General features: G+C 40.2%; 18 protein-coding genes and 1 riboswitch. Of the genes, 8 read left to right on the forward strand and 10 right to left on the reverse strand.

Translation table 11 applies throughout. The annotated features are described in order from the left end of the window. Window positions 1-26 precede the first annotated feature (26 nt). The 3 genes from AC4CUX_RS16320 to AC4CUX_RS16330 are packed head-to-tail and all read left to right on the forward strand — an operon-like array spanning window position 27 to window position 2,265. The gene (locus AC4CUX_RS16320; RefSeq protein ID WP_490792568.1) at window positions 27-1,037 is read left to right on the forward strand and encodes an isopenicillin N synthase family dioxygenase; all 1,011 of its coding nucleotides are present in this window, start codon (window positions 27-29) and stop codon (window positions 1,035-1,037) included. Further along, complete coding sequence (locus tag AC4CUX_RS16325) at window positions 1,034-1,918, forward strand: hypothetical protein (RefSeq protein WP_490792569.1); 885 nt, start codon at window positions 1,034-1,036, stop codon at window positions 1,916-1,918. Before AC4CUX_RS16320 ends, AC4CUX_RS16325 begins: the two co-directional genes overlap by 4 nt. Window positions 1,919-1,935: 17 nt before the next feature. After that, entirely contained in the window at window positions 1,936-2,265 is a 330-nt protein-coding gene (locus tag AC4CUX_RS16330; RefSeq protein ID WP_490792570.1) for a DMT family transporter, read from the forward strand. Between the two features lie 111 nt (window positions 2,266-2,376). Here the strand turns inward: AC4CUX_RS16330 and AC4CUX_RS16335 are convergent, their stop codons facing one another. The 4 genes from AC4CUX_RS16335 to AC4CUX_RS16350 form a co-directional block, all read right to left on the reverse strand. Beyond that, on the reverse strand, window positions 2,377-3,399 hold the full coding sequence (locus tag AC4CUX_RS16335; RefSeq protein WP_490792571.1) for an ABC transporter substrate-binding protein: 1,023 nt from the start codon (window positions 3,397-3,399) through the stop codon (window positions 2,377-2,379). Window positions 3,400-3,474: 75 nt separating this feature from the next. Further along, the gene (locus AC4CUX_RS16340) at window positions 3,475-3,930 is read right to left on the reverse strand and encodes a CopG family ribbon-helix-helix protein (RefSeq protein WP_004693038.1); all 456 of its coding nucleotides are present in this window, start codon (window positions 3,928-3,930) and stop codon (window positions 3,475-3,477) included. A 4-nt stretch (window positions 3,931-3,934) separates the two neighbouring features. Beyond that, complete coding sequence (locus AC4CUX_RS16345; RefSeq protein ID WP_004693037.1) at window positions 3,935-4,057, reverse strand: hypothetical protein; 123 nt, start codon at window positions 4,055-4,057, stop codon at window positions 3,935-3,937. A 319-nt stretch (window positions 4,058-4,376) separates the two neighbouring features. Further along, complete coding sequence (locus AC4CUX_RS16350) at window positions 4,377-4,868, reverse strand: hypothetical protein (protein WP_004693036.1); 492 nt, start codon at window positions 4,866-4,868, stop codon at window positions 4,377-4,379. Between the two features lie 329 nt (window positions 4,869-5,197). Here AC4CUX_RS16350 and AC4CUX_RS16355 point away from each other — a divergent pair, with 329 nt between their 5' ends. The 4 genes from AC4CUX_RS16355 (at window position 5,198) to AC4CUX_RS16370 (ending at window position 10,584) form a co-directional block, all read left to right on the forward strand. Continuing rightward, complete coding sequence (locus tag AC4CUX_RS16355) at window positions 5,198-6,277, forward strand: zinc-binding metallopeptidase family protein (protein ID WP_005399410.1); 1,080 nt, start codon at window positions 5,198-5,200, stop codon at window positions 6,275-6,277. A gap of 133 nt (window positions 6,278-6,410) precedes the next feature. Next, window positions 6,411-8,351, forward strand: coding sequence for an esterase/lipase family protein (locus AC4CUX_RS16360; RefSeq protein ID WP_005399409.1), 1,941 nt, complete (start codon window positions 6,411-6,413; stop codon window positions 8,349-8,351). A 175-nt stretch (window positions 8,352-8,526) separates the two neighbouring features. Next, window positions 8,527-9,288 (forward strand): 3-oxoacyl-ACP reductase, encoded by a 762-nt coding sequence (locus AC4CUX_RS16365; RefSeq protein ID WP_039889589.1) that lies wholly within the window; start codon window positions 8,527-8,529, stop codon window positions 9,286-9,288. A gap of 141 nt (window positions 9,289-9,429) precedes the next feature. Then, window positions 9,430-10,584, forward strand: coding sequence for an MFS transporter (locus AC4CUX_RS16370; RefSeq protein WP_005399407.1), 1,155 nt, complete (start codon window positions 9,430-9,432; stop codon window positions 10,582-10,584). Window positions 10,585-10,639: 55 nt separating this feature from the next. Here the strand turns inward: AC4CUX_RS16370 and AC4CUX_RS16375 are convergent, their stop codons facing one another. Both AC4CUX_RS16375 and AC4CUX_RS16380 read right to left on the reverse strand, forming a co-directional pair. Beyond that, a complete protein-coding gene (locus tag AC4CUX_RS16375; protein WP_005399406.1) occupies window positions 10,640-12,130 on the reverse strand; it encodes an amidase in 1,491 nt (496 codons plus the stop codon). A 52-nt stretch (window positions 12,131-12,182) separates the two neighbouring features. Continuing rightward, window positions 12,183-13,613: a GGDEF domain-containing protein gene (locus tag AC4CUX_RS16380; protein ID WP_005399405.1), complete on the reverse strand. Its 1,431-nt coding sequence runs from the start codon at window positions 13,611-13,613 to the stop codon at window positions 12,183-12,185. Window positions 13,614-13,800: 187 nt separating this feature from the next. Between AC4CUX_RS16380 and AC4CUX_RS16385 the strand changes: the two genes are divergently transcribed. After that, a protein-coding gene (locus AC4CUX_RS16385) for an IS5 family transposase (RefSeq protein WP_087554504.1) occupies window positions 13,801-14,623 on the forward strand; the annotation gives its coding sequence in 2 pieces (ribosomal slippage) (window positions 13,801-14,181 and window positions 14,183-14,623; 822 coding nt in all). A 130-nt stretch (window positions 14,624-14,753) separates the two neighbouring features. Here AC4CUX_RS16385 and AC4CUX_RS16390 read toward each other — a convergent pair. From AC4CUX_RS16390 to aroC, 4 genes are all read right to left on the reverse strand, one after another. Then, window positions 14,754-14,975 carry a hypothetical protein gene (locus AC4CUX_RS16390; RefSeq protein WP_005399404.1) on the reverse strand — a complete coding sequence of 74 codons (222 nt, stop codon included), beginning with the start codon at window positions 14,973-14,975 and terminating at the stop codon, window positions 14,754-14,756. 182 nt (window positions 14,976-15,157) lie between these two features. Then, window positions 15,158-16,402: a D-amino acid dehydrogenase gene (locus AC4CUX_RS16395; RefSeq protein WP_005399403.1), complete on the reverse strand. Its 1,245-nt coding sequence runs from the start codon at window positions 16,400-16,402 to the stop codon at window positions 15,158-15,160. A gap of 132 nt (window positions 16,403-16,534) precedes the next feature. Next, window positions 16,535-16,621: riboswitch (glycine riboswitch) on the reverse strand. Between the two features lie 246 nt (window positions 16,622-16,867). Next, on the reverse strand, window positions 16,868-17,671 hold the full coding sequence (locus AC4CUX_RS16400) for a hypothetical protein (RefSeq protein WP_005399402.1): 804 nt from the start codon (window positions 17,669-17,671) through the stop codon (window positions 16,868-16,870). 261 nt (window positions 17,672-17,932) lie between these two features. Beyond that, a complete protein-coding gene (aroC, locus tag AC4CUX_RS16405; protein ID WP_005399401.1) occupies window positions 17,933-19,024 on the reverse strand; it encodes a chorismate synthase in 1,092 nt (363 codons plus the stop codon). Between the last annotated feature and the right edge of the window lie 9 nt (window positions 19,025-19,033).

Consider the following 19,033-nt stretch of genomic DNA (forward strand, 5'->3'; position numbering starts at 1 on the left):
TGGACGGCCAACGCGAGGATTTTACCATGCAAGATAAATATGTCCTTCCACTGGTGGATATCAGCCTTTTAAATAGCCCAAATCTAGATGCGCGTATGCAAGTTGCTCAAGCACTTGATCAGGCCTGTAAAGAAGTTGGATTTCTCTATCTCAAAGGTGATCAATTTCAACCTGCATTATTTGCACAGTTATGTGACATCGCGGAACACTATTTTGCCCAAGATGACGCACTCAAAATGCAAAACTATATTGGAAAATCGGTGAACCATAGTGGCTATGTACCTATAGGTGAAGAACAGTTTTCGAGTAACAGCTATGATTTAAAAGAATCTTATGATGTGAATTATGACTATCAAGGCTCTGCATTAAATTATCCCTTACTTGGTCCGACGCAATGGCCAGATAATCCCGCATTTAAACTCCATGTCTCACAGTACTATCAACACTTAAAAGCAATTGGGCATCAACTATTTCGCTGTTTTGCACTGGCTTTAGAGCAAAAAGAAGACTTTTTTGATGTGCATATTCAACATGCGCCCAGTCAATTACGCCTCATTCACTATCCATTTAACCCTCAAGCGACAGATGCAGAAGGCATCGGGGCGCATACCGACTATGAGTGCTTTACTTTATTACTACCCACAGCGCCCGGTTTACAAGTCCTCACTAAGCAAGGTGAATGGATTGATATTCCTCTGCTTGAAAATACGTTGGTGATGAACATTGGTGACATGATGGAAATATTGTCCAATGGTAAATATTTAGCGACCAAGCATCGGGTCAAAAAAGTCCAACAAGAACGCTATTCCTTCCCTTTATTTTTTTCTTGTGACTATGACTATGTCATCCAACCGATTAATACAAATGAACCACCTAAATATGCGCCACTGGCAGGTGGAGAACATTTGTTTAATCAAACAGCTCAAACCTTTCATTATTTAAAACAACGTGTAGCCAGTGGTGAGTTGGTCTTAAAGAATGCCGTTCCGCTTTATTCTTTTGGTCTGACTGAGTCAAACATGGAGTACACCCCATGAATTTATTTGAAACTTTAAGTCAACTAAAACCTATCACAGCTGCTTCAGGCAATGTACCAACCTATTTAATGGGCGCATTTCGGCGTAAGAGTATTAGCTTTTACAATGGTTTGACAGATGAAAATACGATTGTGTATTGGTTTCAGTCCAAGAGTTTCACCATTGACCTACGTCTTAAATCAGTAACAGATACACCTATCGTAGAGCGTCAAGCATGGGTCGGTTATACGCATTGGGATGCACAAAATGCATCACTGTCATGGGAGCTAAGTAGCAATTATCAGAACCATACCCAGTGGTCTGAGCCTGCAACCCTACATACCATTGGCAATTGTATTTTGGAGTTTTCACCCAGTAATGCCTATGTTGAAGACTGGCGTCAACAAGCCAGTACGGGTTTGTTTTTAGGACTACGCTTAGTCAAAGCCGTACATGTTGCCACGCAGCAAGAAATTTCGCTCGATGGCGGTCTCATCATCTGCGGTGAGCATATGGCATATGCACAGTCACGTTTACCCCATATTCAACAGAATATAGACACGTTAGGGATTCTTTCTTATGTGGAGCAAAGTCCTTCTGACTTAAATCAAATTGAAAGCTATGAAGTATCAGTTTCAACTCAGGATCAGCTCATTCAATATTCAAGCTGCACTCAAGCGACTCAACAACAACTCATTCTAGACGGTTTTGAAGTCTTTGATACTGAAACCCTCATACAGCGTAAATTGATCGGTGGCGAAGCATATCAGCTGGTGTTCGTCGTGGATGTGTATGAACCTGAATACACTTTTCAAAATGTAACATCTACCACGGCGGACAGTCAGCATTGGCTGAAACAAGAACAACATCACCTCATGCATCATGCAACTGTGGTTGCGTAAGGGAACTTTAATAAGCTATGGCTTTTCTCTATTTATTGATTGCCGTGATTGCAGAAGTACTCGCGACTTCTGCATTAAAAGCGACCAATGGTATCACTGCACCTTTACCTATCGTTTTAACCATTATCGGTTATGCAATTGCACTCTTTTTCTTAGGTCTAACGTTTAAATCCATCCCTATGGGGCTAGCTTACGCACTGTGGTCAGGTGCAGGCATTATTCTGATCTCTACAGTCGGTTGGATTTACTTTAAACAGCAGCTCGACTTTGCGGCGGTTGTTGGTTTAAGTTTTATGATTATCGGCATCGTGATTATTCATGTGTTTTCTAAAAGTACGCATTTATAAATACATGCCTTAAAATCTACTCTGTATTTAACATTAGATCTTTCTTTGCTTTTTAAACACACTCATACAAAAAAGCCCAAGTTAACTTGGGCTTTTAGTTTCTACGAAGTATTACTTTAACTCTTCAACCAAAGCTGGGTAAATTGCACCATCAACATCCATTTCTGTTTTATAAATGCCATTTTCAACGTTGAATTTGTTTACGTGGTAGCTTGAGCCATAAATCGAGTCAAAACCTGAACCTTTCTTAAAGACGATTTTATTGGCTGCCAAATCGAGTAAATGCGTCCCGCCAATAAATTGTTCATATTGTTTCGGATCGACTCCAACACGGTTAGACATAATTTTCACGGCGTCTTCACGTGTTGCAGGGTCATTAATATATTTGACTGTTTTATCCCACACTTGGATCATCTTTTTCCAATCTTCTTTATTGGCAGAAAGATGGCTCATATTTACAGTCAGGGTGTCATAAATTAAACCTGGCTTATCTTTAGAACTATAAATAATTTTAGACCCTGCAACAGACTTCAACGCTTGATTGGCTACAGGTTGCCAGACCGCAATTGCAGCAATATCTGGACTGGCAAAAACTTGTGGAAGCTCATTGGTCATAGAATTGACCAATTTAATGTCACTGGTCTTAATTTTTGCATCTGTTAGTGCTGTACTTAGCAATAGATGGTCAACCAAGCCTTTTTCAGTAGCAATACTTTTGCCTTTTAAATCGGCAATGCTGTTAATTCCATCTTTTGCGATAATCACGTCATTACCTGCGGAATAGTCTGTCGCCATAATCATAACACCTTGAGTGCCCCCAGAGGCTGTGACTAGATTATCTCCATTGGTCACCAGTACTGCATCTAGCTGATTGGCTGCAAAAGCAGAAAGTGATGATGAATAATCAAACCATTTAAATTCAACATTCAACCCTGCTTCTTTGAGCCAACCTTTTTCAATTGCCACTTGCCATGCAACAAAACCCGGCCAATCACTGTAGCCAATCATGATGGTTTTGGTGGCTGTGCTCTCAGATGCACTGTCCTTTGTTTCAGGAATTTTGGCGGTGTTATCACAACCTGCCAATAAAATAGTCGAAACAATAGAGACTGATAAGAACGCTTTTTTAATCATGATGCAATTTTCCCGATGCTGTAAATGTTTAAACTTGCTATATATGGAGTGAGACATTGAGGGCGGTGAACATGGTCACGATTTCAACGCTCTCTGTTTTTCATTTTGTGGAATCGGCGGCATCACTGCATCCATCAGCTCCAAATGCCCTTTGATCACACCTTTCAAAGCAATGAATTGTTGGCTTAGCGCTTTTAACTCTGTAGTTAAGCCCTGCAAAATCATCACTTCTAGAATTTTTTGCTCATCTAACTGAATATGCAGTGAACTCACCACTTGTTCTAAAAATTGTTGCTGTAAGTCCAGCAATTGGACTCTAAGTGGTGTAACACTGGCGTCATAGAGCAAAGTAAACGTCCCCACCATCACGGCGTTACGTTGCTCCTGATCCGCAATCAGATGTTTATTGATCATGTCGACAATGGCTTGAGAACGACTTTCGTAGTGCTGATCGACAATTTTCTGATCCAATGCATCGACAGTTAGTGCAGGCACAGTAATACTGATCCGTGCCAATTTATGTTTCGGCACATGCTTATCCTTTTTCGGATGAATCTTGCTTGATATAAATGCCCGCTCTAGCGCTTAGGATGGCAACCGCGAACTGTTTAAATACGATGAAGAATGCATTTAAGTCATCTTTGAATTGTTTAGACATTTGCTGCTCCTTTCGGTATTACCAAAAAAGGTTTTTGTAATACCTAGAACTAAGCAGAATACATGCCAATTTTTTTGATTAGACTGACAGCAATAGCACATTAAAAAGTTTATTTTTTGTGCAAAAAATATTTATATTTTTAAAATTGATACATCAAAGTGCATTTAGGGCTATTCAGCTTGACTTTTCATCCGTCAAAGGCCCAATGTTTACGTCCCTATAGGCAAAACACCTTATGGACATGAGATCTTATGTCCTCACAACTTTTAGTTTTCTCTCACTTATAAGCAAAAAAAATCGCCAGATGGCGATTTTTCTTTTATTGATAAACTTTTTGGAACTCACCCAAGATTGGAGCTGAGACGCCATCTTTATACACATATCGAGAGATAATACCTTGATCTGTATAAATATTCATTTTGATCGAATTTGTACCTTTTAAGCTACTCATCAAATTTACAGGCGCTAAAATATAATTGGTCGAACGGTTGGTACCTAAAACATGATCATGCTCGGTTGGCCCAGTGACAGCAAAAGTTTGAAAGTCTTTCTCATTTGTAAACTCAACTTTATGAATCTCATATTTATTGTAAGTACTACTCAAATGCATTTTTAACTTAAGCAGCTCTTTGTTGGATTCATTCCAGCTCACAGTGACCACTGGACAAAGCTCATTCTGCGCACAAATGAGTAAACCTGTGGTCCCCACATTTTGACGACTCGGGTCTGTAGAGGTTGTCGCACAACCTGAAAGCAACATCGCCCCCAAACTCATGAGTAGCCATTTTTTTGGCGATACGTTCGTTATCATTATATTTACTCCCAGAAACTTAAAAGGCTTTGAAATTCTAAAATGAAGCTTTGATTTTTCCCAGCCCCTATTTTTGACGAATCTGCACCTAAATCAAGCTTTTTCGTTCATTCAGGTTATAAATTTTAAAATTTATATCTCTTTATACAAATATGAAAGAAAAGAACCTGCTGAAAAGCTAGCTACTAACCAAGCACATGTATTCTTTCTAATATGCTCTCAATGAATACTCAACTTTGCAAGCCAATCAAAACAGATGACAGAACATGACGAAGGGAATCAACATCCTTTATACTGGTTCTAAAAGCTCACCAAAGACATAGCCGCCGATGAAATTCTTTAGTTGCGCATCCTGTCAAAACCAAATCTTTTTTGCCAACTCACAATGTGTGAGCTGCCAAACTACACTCGGTTATATTGCATCAGAAAAAGATATGGGGAGCTTTGAACAGCATAGCCCTGTTCTTTGGTTAGCGCTAAATGAAAAATACCAGACGAAGCGCTATAAGCCTTGTTATAACTATCAGCATCATCAAGTCTGTAATTGGGTTATTCCCGCAGAGAGCAACGACATCTACTGTGAGTCTTGTGTGCTTACATATACCATTCCAACTCTCGACAACCCAGATCATATTGTCTATTGGTCACGGCTCGAACATGCTAAACGGCGTTTTCTGTATTTAATGCAACGCCTGAATATTATGCCAAGGCCCAAAGATAACGATGATGATCGCTACGGACTCCGTTTTAATTTTCTCATGCCTGAACCAGAGCACCCTGTGTTGACAGGACATGCTAATGGCGTCATTACACTCAATGCCAGTGAAGCAGATGTCATCTATAGGGAAACGACCCGTATTAAAATGGGTGAAAACTACCGTACGCTTTTGGGGCATTTCCGTCATGAAAGTGGTCATTATTATTTTGACCTCATTAAATCGCTACATCCTGAGCTGGTCGACGAGTTCCGTCAGTATTTTGGAGATGAGCGTCAAGATTATAACGCAGCACTACAACGCCACTATGAAGATGGCGCACCACAAAACTGGGACCAATTTTATGTCAGCTCTTATGCCAGCACACATCCTTGGGAAGACTGGGCAGAAACGTGGGCACACTATTTACACATGATGGACACATTGGAAACCGCTTACTATGCAGGATTAATTGTGCGCAATAATCGAAAAGATACCCATGACTTAAGCTTTTATGAAAATCCAATCGGCGCTCAAGATTTTGATTTACTCCTCAAACAATGGATGACACTAACTTTTAACTTAAATGCGTTAAATCGCAGTATGGGTTTAGAAGATGCTTATCCATTTACGCTCTCAGCACCAGTCCTCGATAAATTAAGATTTATACATAAACATGTTTTGGGCAAAGCCTTTGCTCGCCAAATCGCTTGAGCTGAATATAAGCGTTCTTAAGTTATGTCTAGGGACACCAAAGATCGGACCGAATTTGGATGTAACTCGTTAGAAATTATCTTAAAATGAAAGACATCTTTAGCCTATATAGATAACGTCCGTGCTAAAAACTATGCTTTTAACGAGACATCATACTTTCACGCGACCAATCATTTTAGGGCTAACGATTGTTTTACTGCCGGCCTGCCAGTTGGTCAAAGTTAAAGAAAATAACATCCATCAAGCTATTCGTAGCAAGTCCGAAAATATCTTAACCCACGAACAATTGAGTGCGGAAACCACCAGCTTACTCAAACTACTCAGCCTGACGCCACAGCAATGCACCGCTGAATTTGAAACATGTTTGCAACGCTTAAACACACAAACAGATATTGCTGCAGATGAACGCTATGCCGCTTTAAGTGAACTGTATTTAGCCCAAGCTTTAGATAATTTAAAACAACGCAACTGTACCCAAGCACAGCTACATAGTGAAAATAATCACTGCTTAGAACAGAGCCTTAATGCCTTCGACCAAAGTTTACGCTATAGCTATGTGTATTTATTTAAAATGCAAGAAAGCCCAAGTACCCGTGTTTTTGATCAAAGACAAATGCATCTCCGCACTTTTTACAATGTCGCTTTGTCGCGTTTAATTACCACGGCGTACCGTACGCAGCCTTTTCATCAAGTTCCCGCGCAACTCAACGTCCAACAACGTCAATATATTGTAAATTTAGAACACTATCCTGAACTGAAAAGTAAAACCATTGACCGAGTTCAATCCAGTTATAATTTAAACTTCTCGGGTTTTTATCAAGTCAACCGTCAAGACGGTTTGGGCGCAGAGTTCGTGGTTGTGACTGAAGCGGACCCTATTCATAAAAATGATTTTATTCTTGACCCGATATCGTTTTATCAAAATCAAACCAATCCCAATATCCATCCTGCACGCTATTTGTCCGTAACCGCAGCGGCGCAGCCATTAGACCCGGAAAGCACTATTGAAGATGTGCTTAATGGCAAAGCTGTTTTTGAGATTGAGCTATTTAATCCTTATACGCAAAAGTATGTAGACATACATCAACAAAAATACATTCTCACGGCGAATTATTCTGTGCCTTTTGCCTACTGGCTGGCAGAAAATAAACTGGGCTCTACAGGCTACTTAACCTTGCTCGATAAAACTGAGCGATTGCGTATGCCACATGTCTATATGCTTGAACCCTACCAACCAAATAAAAAAGTGATTGTACTTATTCATGGTCTCGCCAGTAGCCCTGAAACCTGGGTCAATCTGACCAATAACATTTTGGGGGATAAAGTTTTACGAGAAAACTTTCAGGTATGGCAGGTGTTTTATTCAACCAATATGCCGATTGTTGAAAGCAGCTATCAGATTCATGCACTACTTAAACAAGCCTTTGCACAAATTCAACCTAACTCTCGCTCGGCCAGTGACGCCGTGCTGATTGGACATAGTATGGGCGGCGTCATAAGTCGCTTACTGATTAGTGAACACGATATTTCTGAGCAAGTGATTCCACTGTTAAACTATGAGCAATACACCCGATTACAACAATACCCCGTAATCAAAGAACGTTTTCAATTTCATCCTGATTTACCCATTGGACGTGCAATTTTTATTGCCGCGCCTCACCGTGGCAGTGAACTGTCTGACCGCTGGTACATGGAATTGGTGAAGAAAATGGTCAAATTGCCGATCACTTTCTTTAACCAAGTGGATATACAGCTCAATGGTAGCTCTAGCACCAAAGGCATGGTGCAATCTGGCCCTGACGACTTAAGTCCAAAGTCACGCTTTATGGCTTTGACCAATAACATCATGCCTGTATCCAGAGTTCCTTATCATTCTATTATTGGCAATCACCGTCAGACCAATGACATACATGACATGAGCGATGGTATTGTGCCCTATTCAAGTTCACATCTAGAACAGGCAGTCTCTGAAAAAATCATTAAAGGCAATCATTCTGTGCATGAGGAAGCAGAAACATTATTAGAATTACGCCGTATTTTGAGGCTACACCTTGAGCAAACTCGGGCTCAATAATCAGTGATGCTAAAACTTTTCTACTGTGCTTAGAGATTTTTATCCGAATACTCTAACCCAACTAAATGAGCATCGAAAACTTGAAAAGTAGCAGTTGTAAAACCTAAGGTGCTGAAAGGTTTTGATATACTTGCTTTATCTAAAAAATACATACATTTATCTGCTCGGAAACATCATGCACATTAAAAATCAAGTTGTACTGGTCACAGGTGGCGCACGCGGTTTAGGTCTTGCGATTACACACGCCTTAATCAATGAAGGTGCTCGTGTAGTCGTGAACTATTTGAACAGCCAAGCAGCAGCACAAACCTTAGCTCAGCAGTATCCCGAACAGGTTTTTATCTACCAAGCTGATGTTACAGACAATGCTCAAGTCAAAAGTATGTTTGACACAAGCTTTCAGCATTTTGGACAGCATATCAACGCCGTGATTAATAATGCGCTGATTCAGTTCGAGTTTAATGGCGAGGCCCGCCCAAAAGTTCATGAGCTCCGCTGGGAAACTATGCAACAACAATTTGAGGGTGCAGTTAAAGCCGCTTTGAATACTACCCAAGCAGCGCTTGAAGGTATGAAACAAGGTCAGTTTGGGCGCATTGTAAACATCGGAACCAATTTGGTGCAGAACCCTGTGGTGCCTTATCATGACTACACCACGGCGAAGGCTGCACTGTTGGCATTTACCCGTACCTCAGCGCATGAACTTGGTCAATACGGCATTAATATCAATATGCTCTCTGGCGGTTTACTACAAACCACCGATGCCAGCAAAAGTACACCCAATGAAGTTTTTGATTACATCGCGAGTGCAACACCACTGCGTCGTGTAGTTACACCTGAGGAATTTGCCTCAGCCATTTTAATGTTCTTATCGCCATATTCTTGTGCTGTGACAGGTCAAAACTTGATTGTAGATGGTGGTTTAGTCAAAGGCTAATAAGCTTTAATCCCTGAACTCTAAATAAGCATGATTGAAACAATCCATTTTTAAAATTCTCGAAGCTTTATCGATTTGACGCTTTGTTTTAGGTTCAAGTTTTCTTCAGAATCTGCCCACCCAACCAAGGAACACAGTACGATGCTTTCTTTCCCCATTCGGCACCGACTGGCTGGTTTTTACTTTTTTTATTATTCTATTGTAGGCACCTTCATGCCGTTTTGGAGCCTGTATCTCGAAGATCAAGGCTTTAACTACAGTGAAATCGGTATCCTTTCCTCAATTGCGATCATTACCCGTTTTTTTGCTCCTTTTATTTGGGGCTGGATTGCAGATAAATCAGGGAAACGGATGCTCTTGGTCAAAGTCGCAACGTGGATGGAAGCTTGTATTTGGTTCATGATTTTTATCATTCCAAACTCCTTTCAGGCGATCGCCCTGCTCATGCTGATCTTTAGCTTCTTCCAAAATGCTATTCTGGCTCAATTTGAAGGCGTTACGCTATTTTGGCTCGCGGAACAGCGCAGTGCTTTATATGGAAAAGTTCGAAAATGGGGCTCTGTCGGTTTTATTGTCGGGGTTTTTGGTATCGGAGCCTTATTAGAAATTTTACCCATCTCTATGCTGCCAGTTTTATTGTTGTGTATTTCTTTTTTGGCCTTTATTTGGTCATTTAGCATTAAAGAACCGACCACTGCACCCCATTCACAAGGGCAGCTCGAGCCATTATTACCTATTTTAAAAAAACCCGTTGTAGCGGCATTTTTTGGTATCGAGTTTATTCTGCTTTTTTCGCATGCACCGTTTTATAGTTTTTATAGTAACTTCTTAAAACAAGCCGGTTACTCAACCACAGAAATTGGTTTTTTGTGGGCTATCGGTGTCATGGCCGAAATTATTTTGTTTGCCATTGCTCACGTTTTTTTCAAACGTTTTTCATGGCGACTCATGGTGTCTATTTGTCTGATCCTCACAGCGCTACGCTGGTTTATGGTCGGTTCTTTTCCCCAAATCTTCGCGATCCAGTTCTTCGCACAAACTATCCATGCTTTTAGCTTTGGTTTATTTCATCTCATCGCCATGCGTATCATTTTCCAAAACTTTAGTTTAGGACAACAAGGACGTGGTCAAGCCCTGTATAGCACCATGTGGGGACTAGGTGTAGCGTCTGGAAGTATTCTTGCAGGACATTATTGGCACAGCCTGTCAGGCGAACTTATTTTTATTTTGGCAGGCTGTGCGGTTCTACTCGGTTTGGGTTTTGTTCGGTACTTACCCAAAGAGGTTCAAGCTTAAAAAGCCCTCTTCTGATCTGTACGCATAAACTACAACAATTTAATTAATCAGCTTTCTAAACTTTGATTTCACTATATTTATGAAACCATGGCTGGGCCTGTTCAAGCTGACTAGCCAACTGTAAGAGCCTATCTTCACGGGCAAAAGGCGCAATAAACTGCGAACCAAGCGGAAGATTATCAGCATTCCAATACAAAGGTACAGACATCGCGGGTAAGCCTGTGATGTTGGCTAACTGAGTAAAAGGCACCCAACGCAAATTATCTTTCACAATTTTATCGACCAGTTTTCCTTGTGCTAGCAGATGTGCCTTGCCTACTTTTAATAAACTTTTTAAAATTGGTTTTTGCCATGATGGAGTAGAAATTTGCCCATTTTTGGGTGCGACTGAAGCTGTAGCAGGAGTCAGATAAAGATCATAATGATCAAAGAATTGGTTCATTTTGGTGACATATACTCCCCAATTATTCAGATTATGAATATATTCTAACGCAGTCGTTTTCGCACCAAAGGCAGCCAAAGCTAAAGAATCCAGCTCAAAATCTCCTGCTGTGGTCGGAACCTGTTGCTTGATCTGCTCTAACATATAAGAAAATTGACTAAACCACGTCGTGATAAAGTCTCTGGCCAAAGACATACCATCTATCTCAGGTTGTGCTTCGACCACTGTATGCCCTAAAGACTCCAACAAACGTGCGGTATGGTGTACAGCATCAATGGCATCTTTAGACACTGTGGTTCCAATAGGCGACTGAGTACTAAATGCAATTTTAAGTTTTTTTACAGGCTGCTGTAGACAGGCCAAATAGCTTTGGTTGGGCTGTTCAATTTTAAACAACGAGCTATGCTCTGCACCCTGCGTTGCATCTAACATCGCTGCACTATCTCTTACACTTTTACTCAATACATGCTGTATCGCAGCGCCGTGCATTGCCTCACTCATATCTGGGCCCCACGGCGTACGTCCACGACTTGGCTTTAAACCAAATAAACCGCAATACGATGCTGGAATTCGAATCGACCCGCCGCCGTCGCCCGCACCCGCAATAGGAACAATCCCAGCGGCCACTGCAGAAGCGGAGCCACCCGATGAGCCACCACTATTATGTTTTAAATTCCAAGGGTTATGACAGGCTCCCCAAGCATCTGATTCTGTAATGCCTTTGATACCAAACTCAGGAGTATTGGTACGTCCAAAGGTTAAAATGCCTGTGTTTTCCCAACGGTTTACAATTTCTGCATTATGTTCTGCAATATGCCCCGTGCGTTTAAATGCTTGGCATCCATAAGATGTTGGATAACCTGTATATTCTTGAAATAAATCCTTTACTAAAAATGGTACACCTGCAAATGGACCAGACAGTGCATTTTGTGCTCTGTTCTTTGCATAATCATGCATAGGAATAATAATCGCATTTAAAGCAGAATGGGTTTGCTGGCTACGCTCAATTGCAATTTGTAATAATTCAGCGGGATGGATTTGTTTTTGCGCAACCAACTCAGCTAAACCCAGCCCATCATAACGAAGGTATTCAGAAAAATTCATTTTTATCCAAGTATATAGTTTTTATTGTTTTATACTTTTACTAAATTTTAACCTATGAGGCAAGTTGTACTTGATTACGTCCTAAAGTTTTGGCTTGATATAACGCTCGATCAGCACGATTTAACAAGCTCTGTAGACTATTTTGCGTTGGCAAAACTTGATGCACCACACCAAGACTCACCGTCATACTCAAAACAGCATGTGCCACTTGAGTTTTTGAAGTAGCGACAGCACGGCAGATACGTTCTGCAATGATTTGTGATTCAATTTCAGTGGTATTATTTAGCACCACCACAAATTCTTCACCGCCCATACGCGCAAATAAATCCTGTTCACGCAAATTACTTTTCACGGTCGTGGCAAAGCTTTGTAGCAATACATCACCAATATAGTGACCATATTGATCGTTCATTTTCTTAAAGTGATCAATATCTAGCACAATAATACTCATCGATTTAACCAAATTTTCCTTCAATAAGTTTTCAGTTTGAGTGAAGAAAAAACGGCGATTTCCCACATGAGTTAAGGGATCATGGTTGGCCAGATAAAGCACTTCTTTATACAGATCATGACGATTACGACTCACAATACATAAAAGCAAAGGTGCAATCATCAACATGCACAGCCCTATACGCACCGAAATAGAAGTGGCCAAGAAGTTATCTGCTGTACGTGAAATATAATAAGTCGTTAAACTATGATACGTCACAAAACAAACCAAACTGTTAATGATACTCACATAAAATAAGTTGTAACTTAAAGCCGCCCAAATGAGCCCTGCTAGAGGGAAAAGTAAGGCACCAGGACCAAAGAACAGATGAGTACATGCCACAGAAATTAAAACTGAGAGTAAGGGTAAAACATCGACAAACTGGGTTTCGCACTGTCTACGGTTATTCCAAAGATACTTTAATTTCTTCGCTGCCGGAAAGGTCAACATGAGGGGTAAAAGTGAAATACAATTGAGAACTTCCCCCGTCCACCAAATATAAAACTCAGCCCAAAGGTCTTGCGTGCTCATAAAGGTGTGTGGCATATACGGAACGACAGCAACGGCAAATATCGCGCTGGAAAAGCACCCAAGAAAAACACAAACCAAGAAAAGATAAAGAAAATTTAAGCCTTTGTTATATGCACGATAGTCAATTTGTAAATAATGGATAAAAAATAAAGACACGCCTACCGTCATAAAATTGGCGATTGTTAAAGCCAACGTCAGCTCAAGATGATTCCCTGTGACTAAGTCTGCCGACATATAACCAATAAATGCACCCAACCAGCCACCAACATTTCTGAGTGGCTTAAACCTTAAAAATAAGCCGATCAGTACAGCATTAGCTGGCCAAAAATAAGCGAAATATGCAATCGGTCGAGTGAATATCCCAAGCAAACAGCAGACAAAAATCACCGTAGCAACAATCAAAAATGCTCGGCCATGCTGTTTAAAATTCAACGAGACTTTTGTGAGCTTAACTGCGTACAAAATATTTCCTTATTTTTACATGAGTTATGATTAAACATCATGTTTTCTACTGTCTATTTGCTTGCGAAGGATGCATTAATGAAAAGTATTACAGATTGACAATATTTACTAAATAAACTCTATCGATTGTTCGTTATGGTTTCAATAGATCTCTTGCGAAAGTAAAAACCACCTCAATATAAATTTCATGAGATATCAGAAATTAAATCGTTTTTCAGATTCTGAATTCAAACGCTTGGTTGGCGTACCTCGACAAGTTTTTACTGAAATGGTAGAGGTTTTAGAAAAAGCAGAATCACTCAAAAAGAAATCAGGTCGTCCTCATACTTTAGATATAGAGGATCAGTTGTTATTAACTCTCAATTACTTACGGAACTACAGCACTCAACTGGAATTAGCGGCAAATTACCATATCGCTGAAAGTAATGTGAATCGAACCATTAAAAAGGTTGAAGATGCATTGATGAAATCAAGACGTTTTACTCTGCCAAAACGAAGCATTACCACAGCAGACGAACACTTTAACTGGGTCATTATTGATGCGACAGAATGTTCAATAGAACGTCCGAAAAAAAAATCAGAGTAAGTTCTACAGTGGTAAAAAGAAGAAACATACGCTAAAAGCACAAGTGATCTATCATCCGAACAGCAAACAAATCATAGGGCTAGATATATCGAATGGCAGTCAGCATGATATTAAATTGGCAAGAAAAACGGTTAAGAAATTCAAACATTGTGAATATGTTATGACCGATTTAGGGTACTACGGATTAGAGCAAGATGGCTTTAAATTATTGATGCCAATAAAGAAAAAGAAGAATTTACCCTTATTTGATGTTGAGAAAAGGTACAATAAAATGATTGGAAAAATACGAGTTGTGATCGAACACATTAATAGTCAATTGAAAACATTTAGAATATTAAGTGAACGCTATCGAAATAGACGGAAAAGATTCGGTTTACGCATTAACTTAATTGCTGCACTCGTAAACCGGATAAACTTGCAATAATGACTTTCGCAAGAGATCTAATATAATTTTTTGATTTATATCCTGAATCTAGATATTTACGATTAAATGCTGATATCACTCTCACCCATAAAAAAAGCCTCCACATCGGGAGGCTTTTTGATCTTTGGACTTATTTTGCTTCAGGCGCTGGTGCTGATGCACCTGCTGCTTCAGACTCTAAAGGTGCAGCATCAATCATCTCTGGACTAACTTCAATATTGGTTACTGGTGTTTCAGCCGCTGAACTTTCCACTGGCGTTTGTTCAGTCTCTTGTTTTTTGTCACTACACGCAGCAAGCGACAGCATTATTGCAGAAGCTAAAACCACCAAAGCCATTTTCATGTTAATCATTATTCACCTTCACATTAGTCATCAATTGCTTGAAACAATACTACTTATTTTTGCTCAAGTTTAAAGTATTCATTTGTGAGCAATCTTTTGAAATTAAGGCAGAATTATAACATCATTAAACAGAAATAATAAAAACAAGCTCGAAGCAAACTTGTTTTTATCTATCCAAGAATACACTCGAATTAAACAGGATACGCTGTCGCGACTTCCTGACTAATCATTGCCGCAGTTGCTGCAGATAGCGTCCAACCTAAGTGCCCATGTCCTGTATTAAAGAACACACGTTCTAGCTTTCCACGGCGAACTACAGGCATCATATTCGGCATCATGGGGCGAAGACCTGCCCAAGGGACCGCATGCTCTGTCGAAACTTTAAAGTTACGATTGGTCCAGTCAACAAGAGGTTGAATCCGATCTGCACGGATATCACGGTTATAGCCATTAAACTCAGCAGTGCCAGCGACACGGAAACGATCTTTACCTAAACGTGAAGTTACAATTTTCGCGCTTTCATCCAGCAAGCTCACCCACGGCGCATTTTGCTGACTCTCTTCGTCATTTAACATCACAGTAATCGAATATCCCTTTACAGGATAAACATTGACGCGTTCTTGAACCAATTCAGCCAATTGATAGCTACCCACACCTGCACAAACCACAACAGCATCGGCAGCCAATATCTCCACTTCATTTGGAAGCAGTTCAACATTTTCTGAACTTGGTTGTAACTTCACTTCAACACCTGAGCTTAAGTGCTGAATATCTGTCACATCCATACCAAAACGATACTTCACACCTAACTTTTTGGTGACTTCAGCCAAACCTGTGGTGTACTTATGAATATCACCCGTCGCATCACCTTCACAATAAAATCCAGCATAATAGTCGCCGGTCAATGTCGGCTCAATTTGCTTAATTTCTTCATTGCTTACGCCACAACGTTCAAGGCCACCTTTATTGAGTAAATCATTAACTCGAATAGCAACGTCATAATCTTGTTTATTATGATAAAAATGCAAAATACCACGTTTTTCTAAATTGAAGTCGATTGACTCTTTATCCGCAATTTCGAACAAGCGTTGTCGAGCCAATAAAGCCAAACGTACTGTTTCGTGGGTATTGGCCTCATAATGTTTAATATTGCCCAGAAACTCCATCAGCCATGCATATTTATGCACACTAAACGCAGGATTGAGCAATAAAGGGGCAGATTTTTGAGACATCCATTTCATGCCTTTCAGCACTGTCGATTTTTGGTTCCAAACTTCCGCATTACATGCAGACAGTTGTCCACCATTTGCAAAAGAAGTTTCCATGGCTGGAAATAAATGACGATCAACAACGGTCACTTGATAACCCAATTGACTTAATTCATATGCAGTAGTTACGCCTGTAATTCCAGCACCAATGACAACGACATGACACATAGACACCTCCTTTTTATTGTTTGATGTCAACCCCATCTGTCATGTGTACCTGAGAGCTTCGACCTAAAACATCCCATGATATTTTAAACCATCCCCTTCGGTGAGTGATTGAACACTTCTCTCCAGAGTTTTTTCATTATTACAGTCCTTTTGCCTGAGAGTTTCCGGGGTCGTTGCTCCTTCGGCGAATGCAGAACATTTCTCTCCTGCAATAATGCTTATTATTCTATGAGCAATTTATATACCATGTAATCATCCGGTTGGAAACTGCTCTTAAAGTATTATCTTTCGTTTATTTTTATAGAGCACAACCTCAGCTTAGGGCAAGCGTTGCACTATACTGATCAAAATTGCGCTGTTACTGCTTTAAAATAGGACATATCTATCGCGCACATCTGAGCTATGCTGAGGTCATCTAAACATCTTTGAGCATAGGTACGGTCTATACTCTTCGGATGTTTCATTTTATTTTTTCTCAACCTTAAAAGAATGAATAAGTTGTTCTGCATCTTGATAAATTTCTTGCCAATGTGGCAGTAACTCACTATGAAATTTTATAGTGATATAACTCGTATTAAACCCATAATTGGGCTGATGTGTATTAAATTCACATTTTGTTGCCCCATCCTTAAAATAAAGGCACTTAATGGTTAGGCTTACCCCTTTACCTTTACGCTCCTGCCAATACACCTTTTTTCCAACACCATCATCACTTTTTACCTCTATTTCGTAGAGTCCCAAATCTGAATTAAATGTTTTTGTTTCATCTATCCATACTTCACTTACCTCTTCTCCACCAGAAGACATTCCTTTTCTTAAGTATAGTTTTAAAAGCAAAAACTCATTAAAAAAGTCTTTACTTCCCTGCTCCTCTTTCCAAACGGAACGTTGGTTTAATGCAATTGTGATATCATTTTTAAACTCAGAACCTAATCTAAAGCCTTCTCTAGATGCTGTCATTTCGGGCCATCTCACTTTCAAAGCAATATGTTGAATTTGATCACCACAACCTTTGGCCTCGTGTTCTTCTTTTATATTTTTCCCCCAATAATTCACACCTTGATAAGTCACTCTGCCAAAAAGTAAATACTGCTTATCAATGAGCATGTGCTGATCACCAAATTTTCCACAAGCATATAAGCGCGCTTTAACTTTTTCAGGGTCATGCATACTGTCGTAGCCGTATATCAACAATGAAATAACCAAAACTGTGAGTAATGATAAAAATATAATGGTGCCTCGTCTGACTGTGCTTATTTTTTTATTCATATCCCCCTTCCTTTTTTCTTTTAAAAATGAACTCTCTAAATTTTCTTACTCAGTAAGACCGAATGAAGATTCATCAACGTTTGGCCTACTTTGGCACTTAATAGGTAAGATGCCGTTTTCTGAGTATCGTGATAACCATAACGTGCATAATATGCCAACAGCTCTTTTCTTATATTTAAGATTAGCTTTCATACGTAAATAAAAAAAGTCAGACCGAAGTCTGACTTTAATATGTATTCTGTTAAATATAAAGAGAATTTTCTAGTATTCAATCGGTGCAAATGGTGCAACGACGTCTGCATTTTGAGCACGATGACGCAGAAAGTGATCCATTAAAACAATCGCAAGCATTGCTTCTGCAATCGGAGCCGCACGCACACCCACACAAGGGTCATGACGACCTTTGGTTAATACGTCAGTATCTTCACGATTAATATTGATCGTTTTACCTGGTGTGGTAATAGATGCTGTTGGTTTCAACGCAATGGCCACACGAATAGTTTGACCACTCGAAATACCACCCAAGATGCCACCTGCATGGTTCGCAAGGAAGCCATCAGTCGTTAACTCATCACGGCTCTCATGTCCAAACTGACCAGCAACGGCAAAACCATCACCAATCTCAACCCCTTTGACCGCGTTAATCGACATCATAGCATGGGCAATGTCAGCATCTAGACGGTCAAAGACAGGCTCGCCCCAACCGACAGGTACTTTTTCAGCCAAAATTTCAAGCTTTGCGCCGCAACTGGTACCTTGTTCACGCAATGAAGTCACCAGTGCTTCAAAACGCGGTACGGCATCGACATCGCCACAGAAAAATGGATTATTAGGTACTTCATTCCAATCCAATTTTTCCGCAACTTCAGTTCCAATTTGGGTCACATGACCACGAATTAAAATACCAAACTTTTCAGCCAAGTATTTTTTCGCAATTGCACCCGCAGCCACACGCATAGCCGTTTCACGCGCACTTGAACGACCACCGCCACGGTAATCACGGAAACCGTACTTTTGTGTATAAGTATAGTCTGCATGTCCCGGACGGAAGCTTTGTGCAATGTTACCGTAGTCTTTCGATTTTTGGTCGGTATTACGAATGAGTAAACCAATTGAAGTTCCAGTCGTTTTACCTTCAAACACACCTGAAATGATTTCAACTTCATCAGGTTCTTTGCGCTGTGTCGCAAATTTAGATGTGCCTGGCTTACGACGGTCTAAATCTTTTTGTAAATCGTCTGCTGTAAGCTCAAGGCCGGGTGGAACACCATCCACAATCGCCATTAAGCCTACACCATGAGATTCACCACAAGTCGTTACACGGAAGAGTTGCCCTACACTATTACCTGCCATGTCTAACGA

The sequence above is a fragment of the Acinetobacter sp. 231_lipA genome (assembly GCF_058243005.1).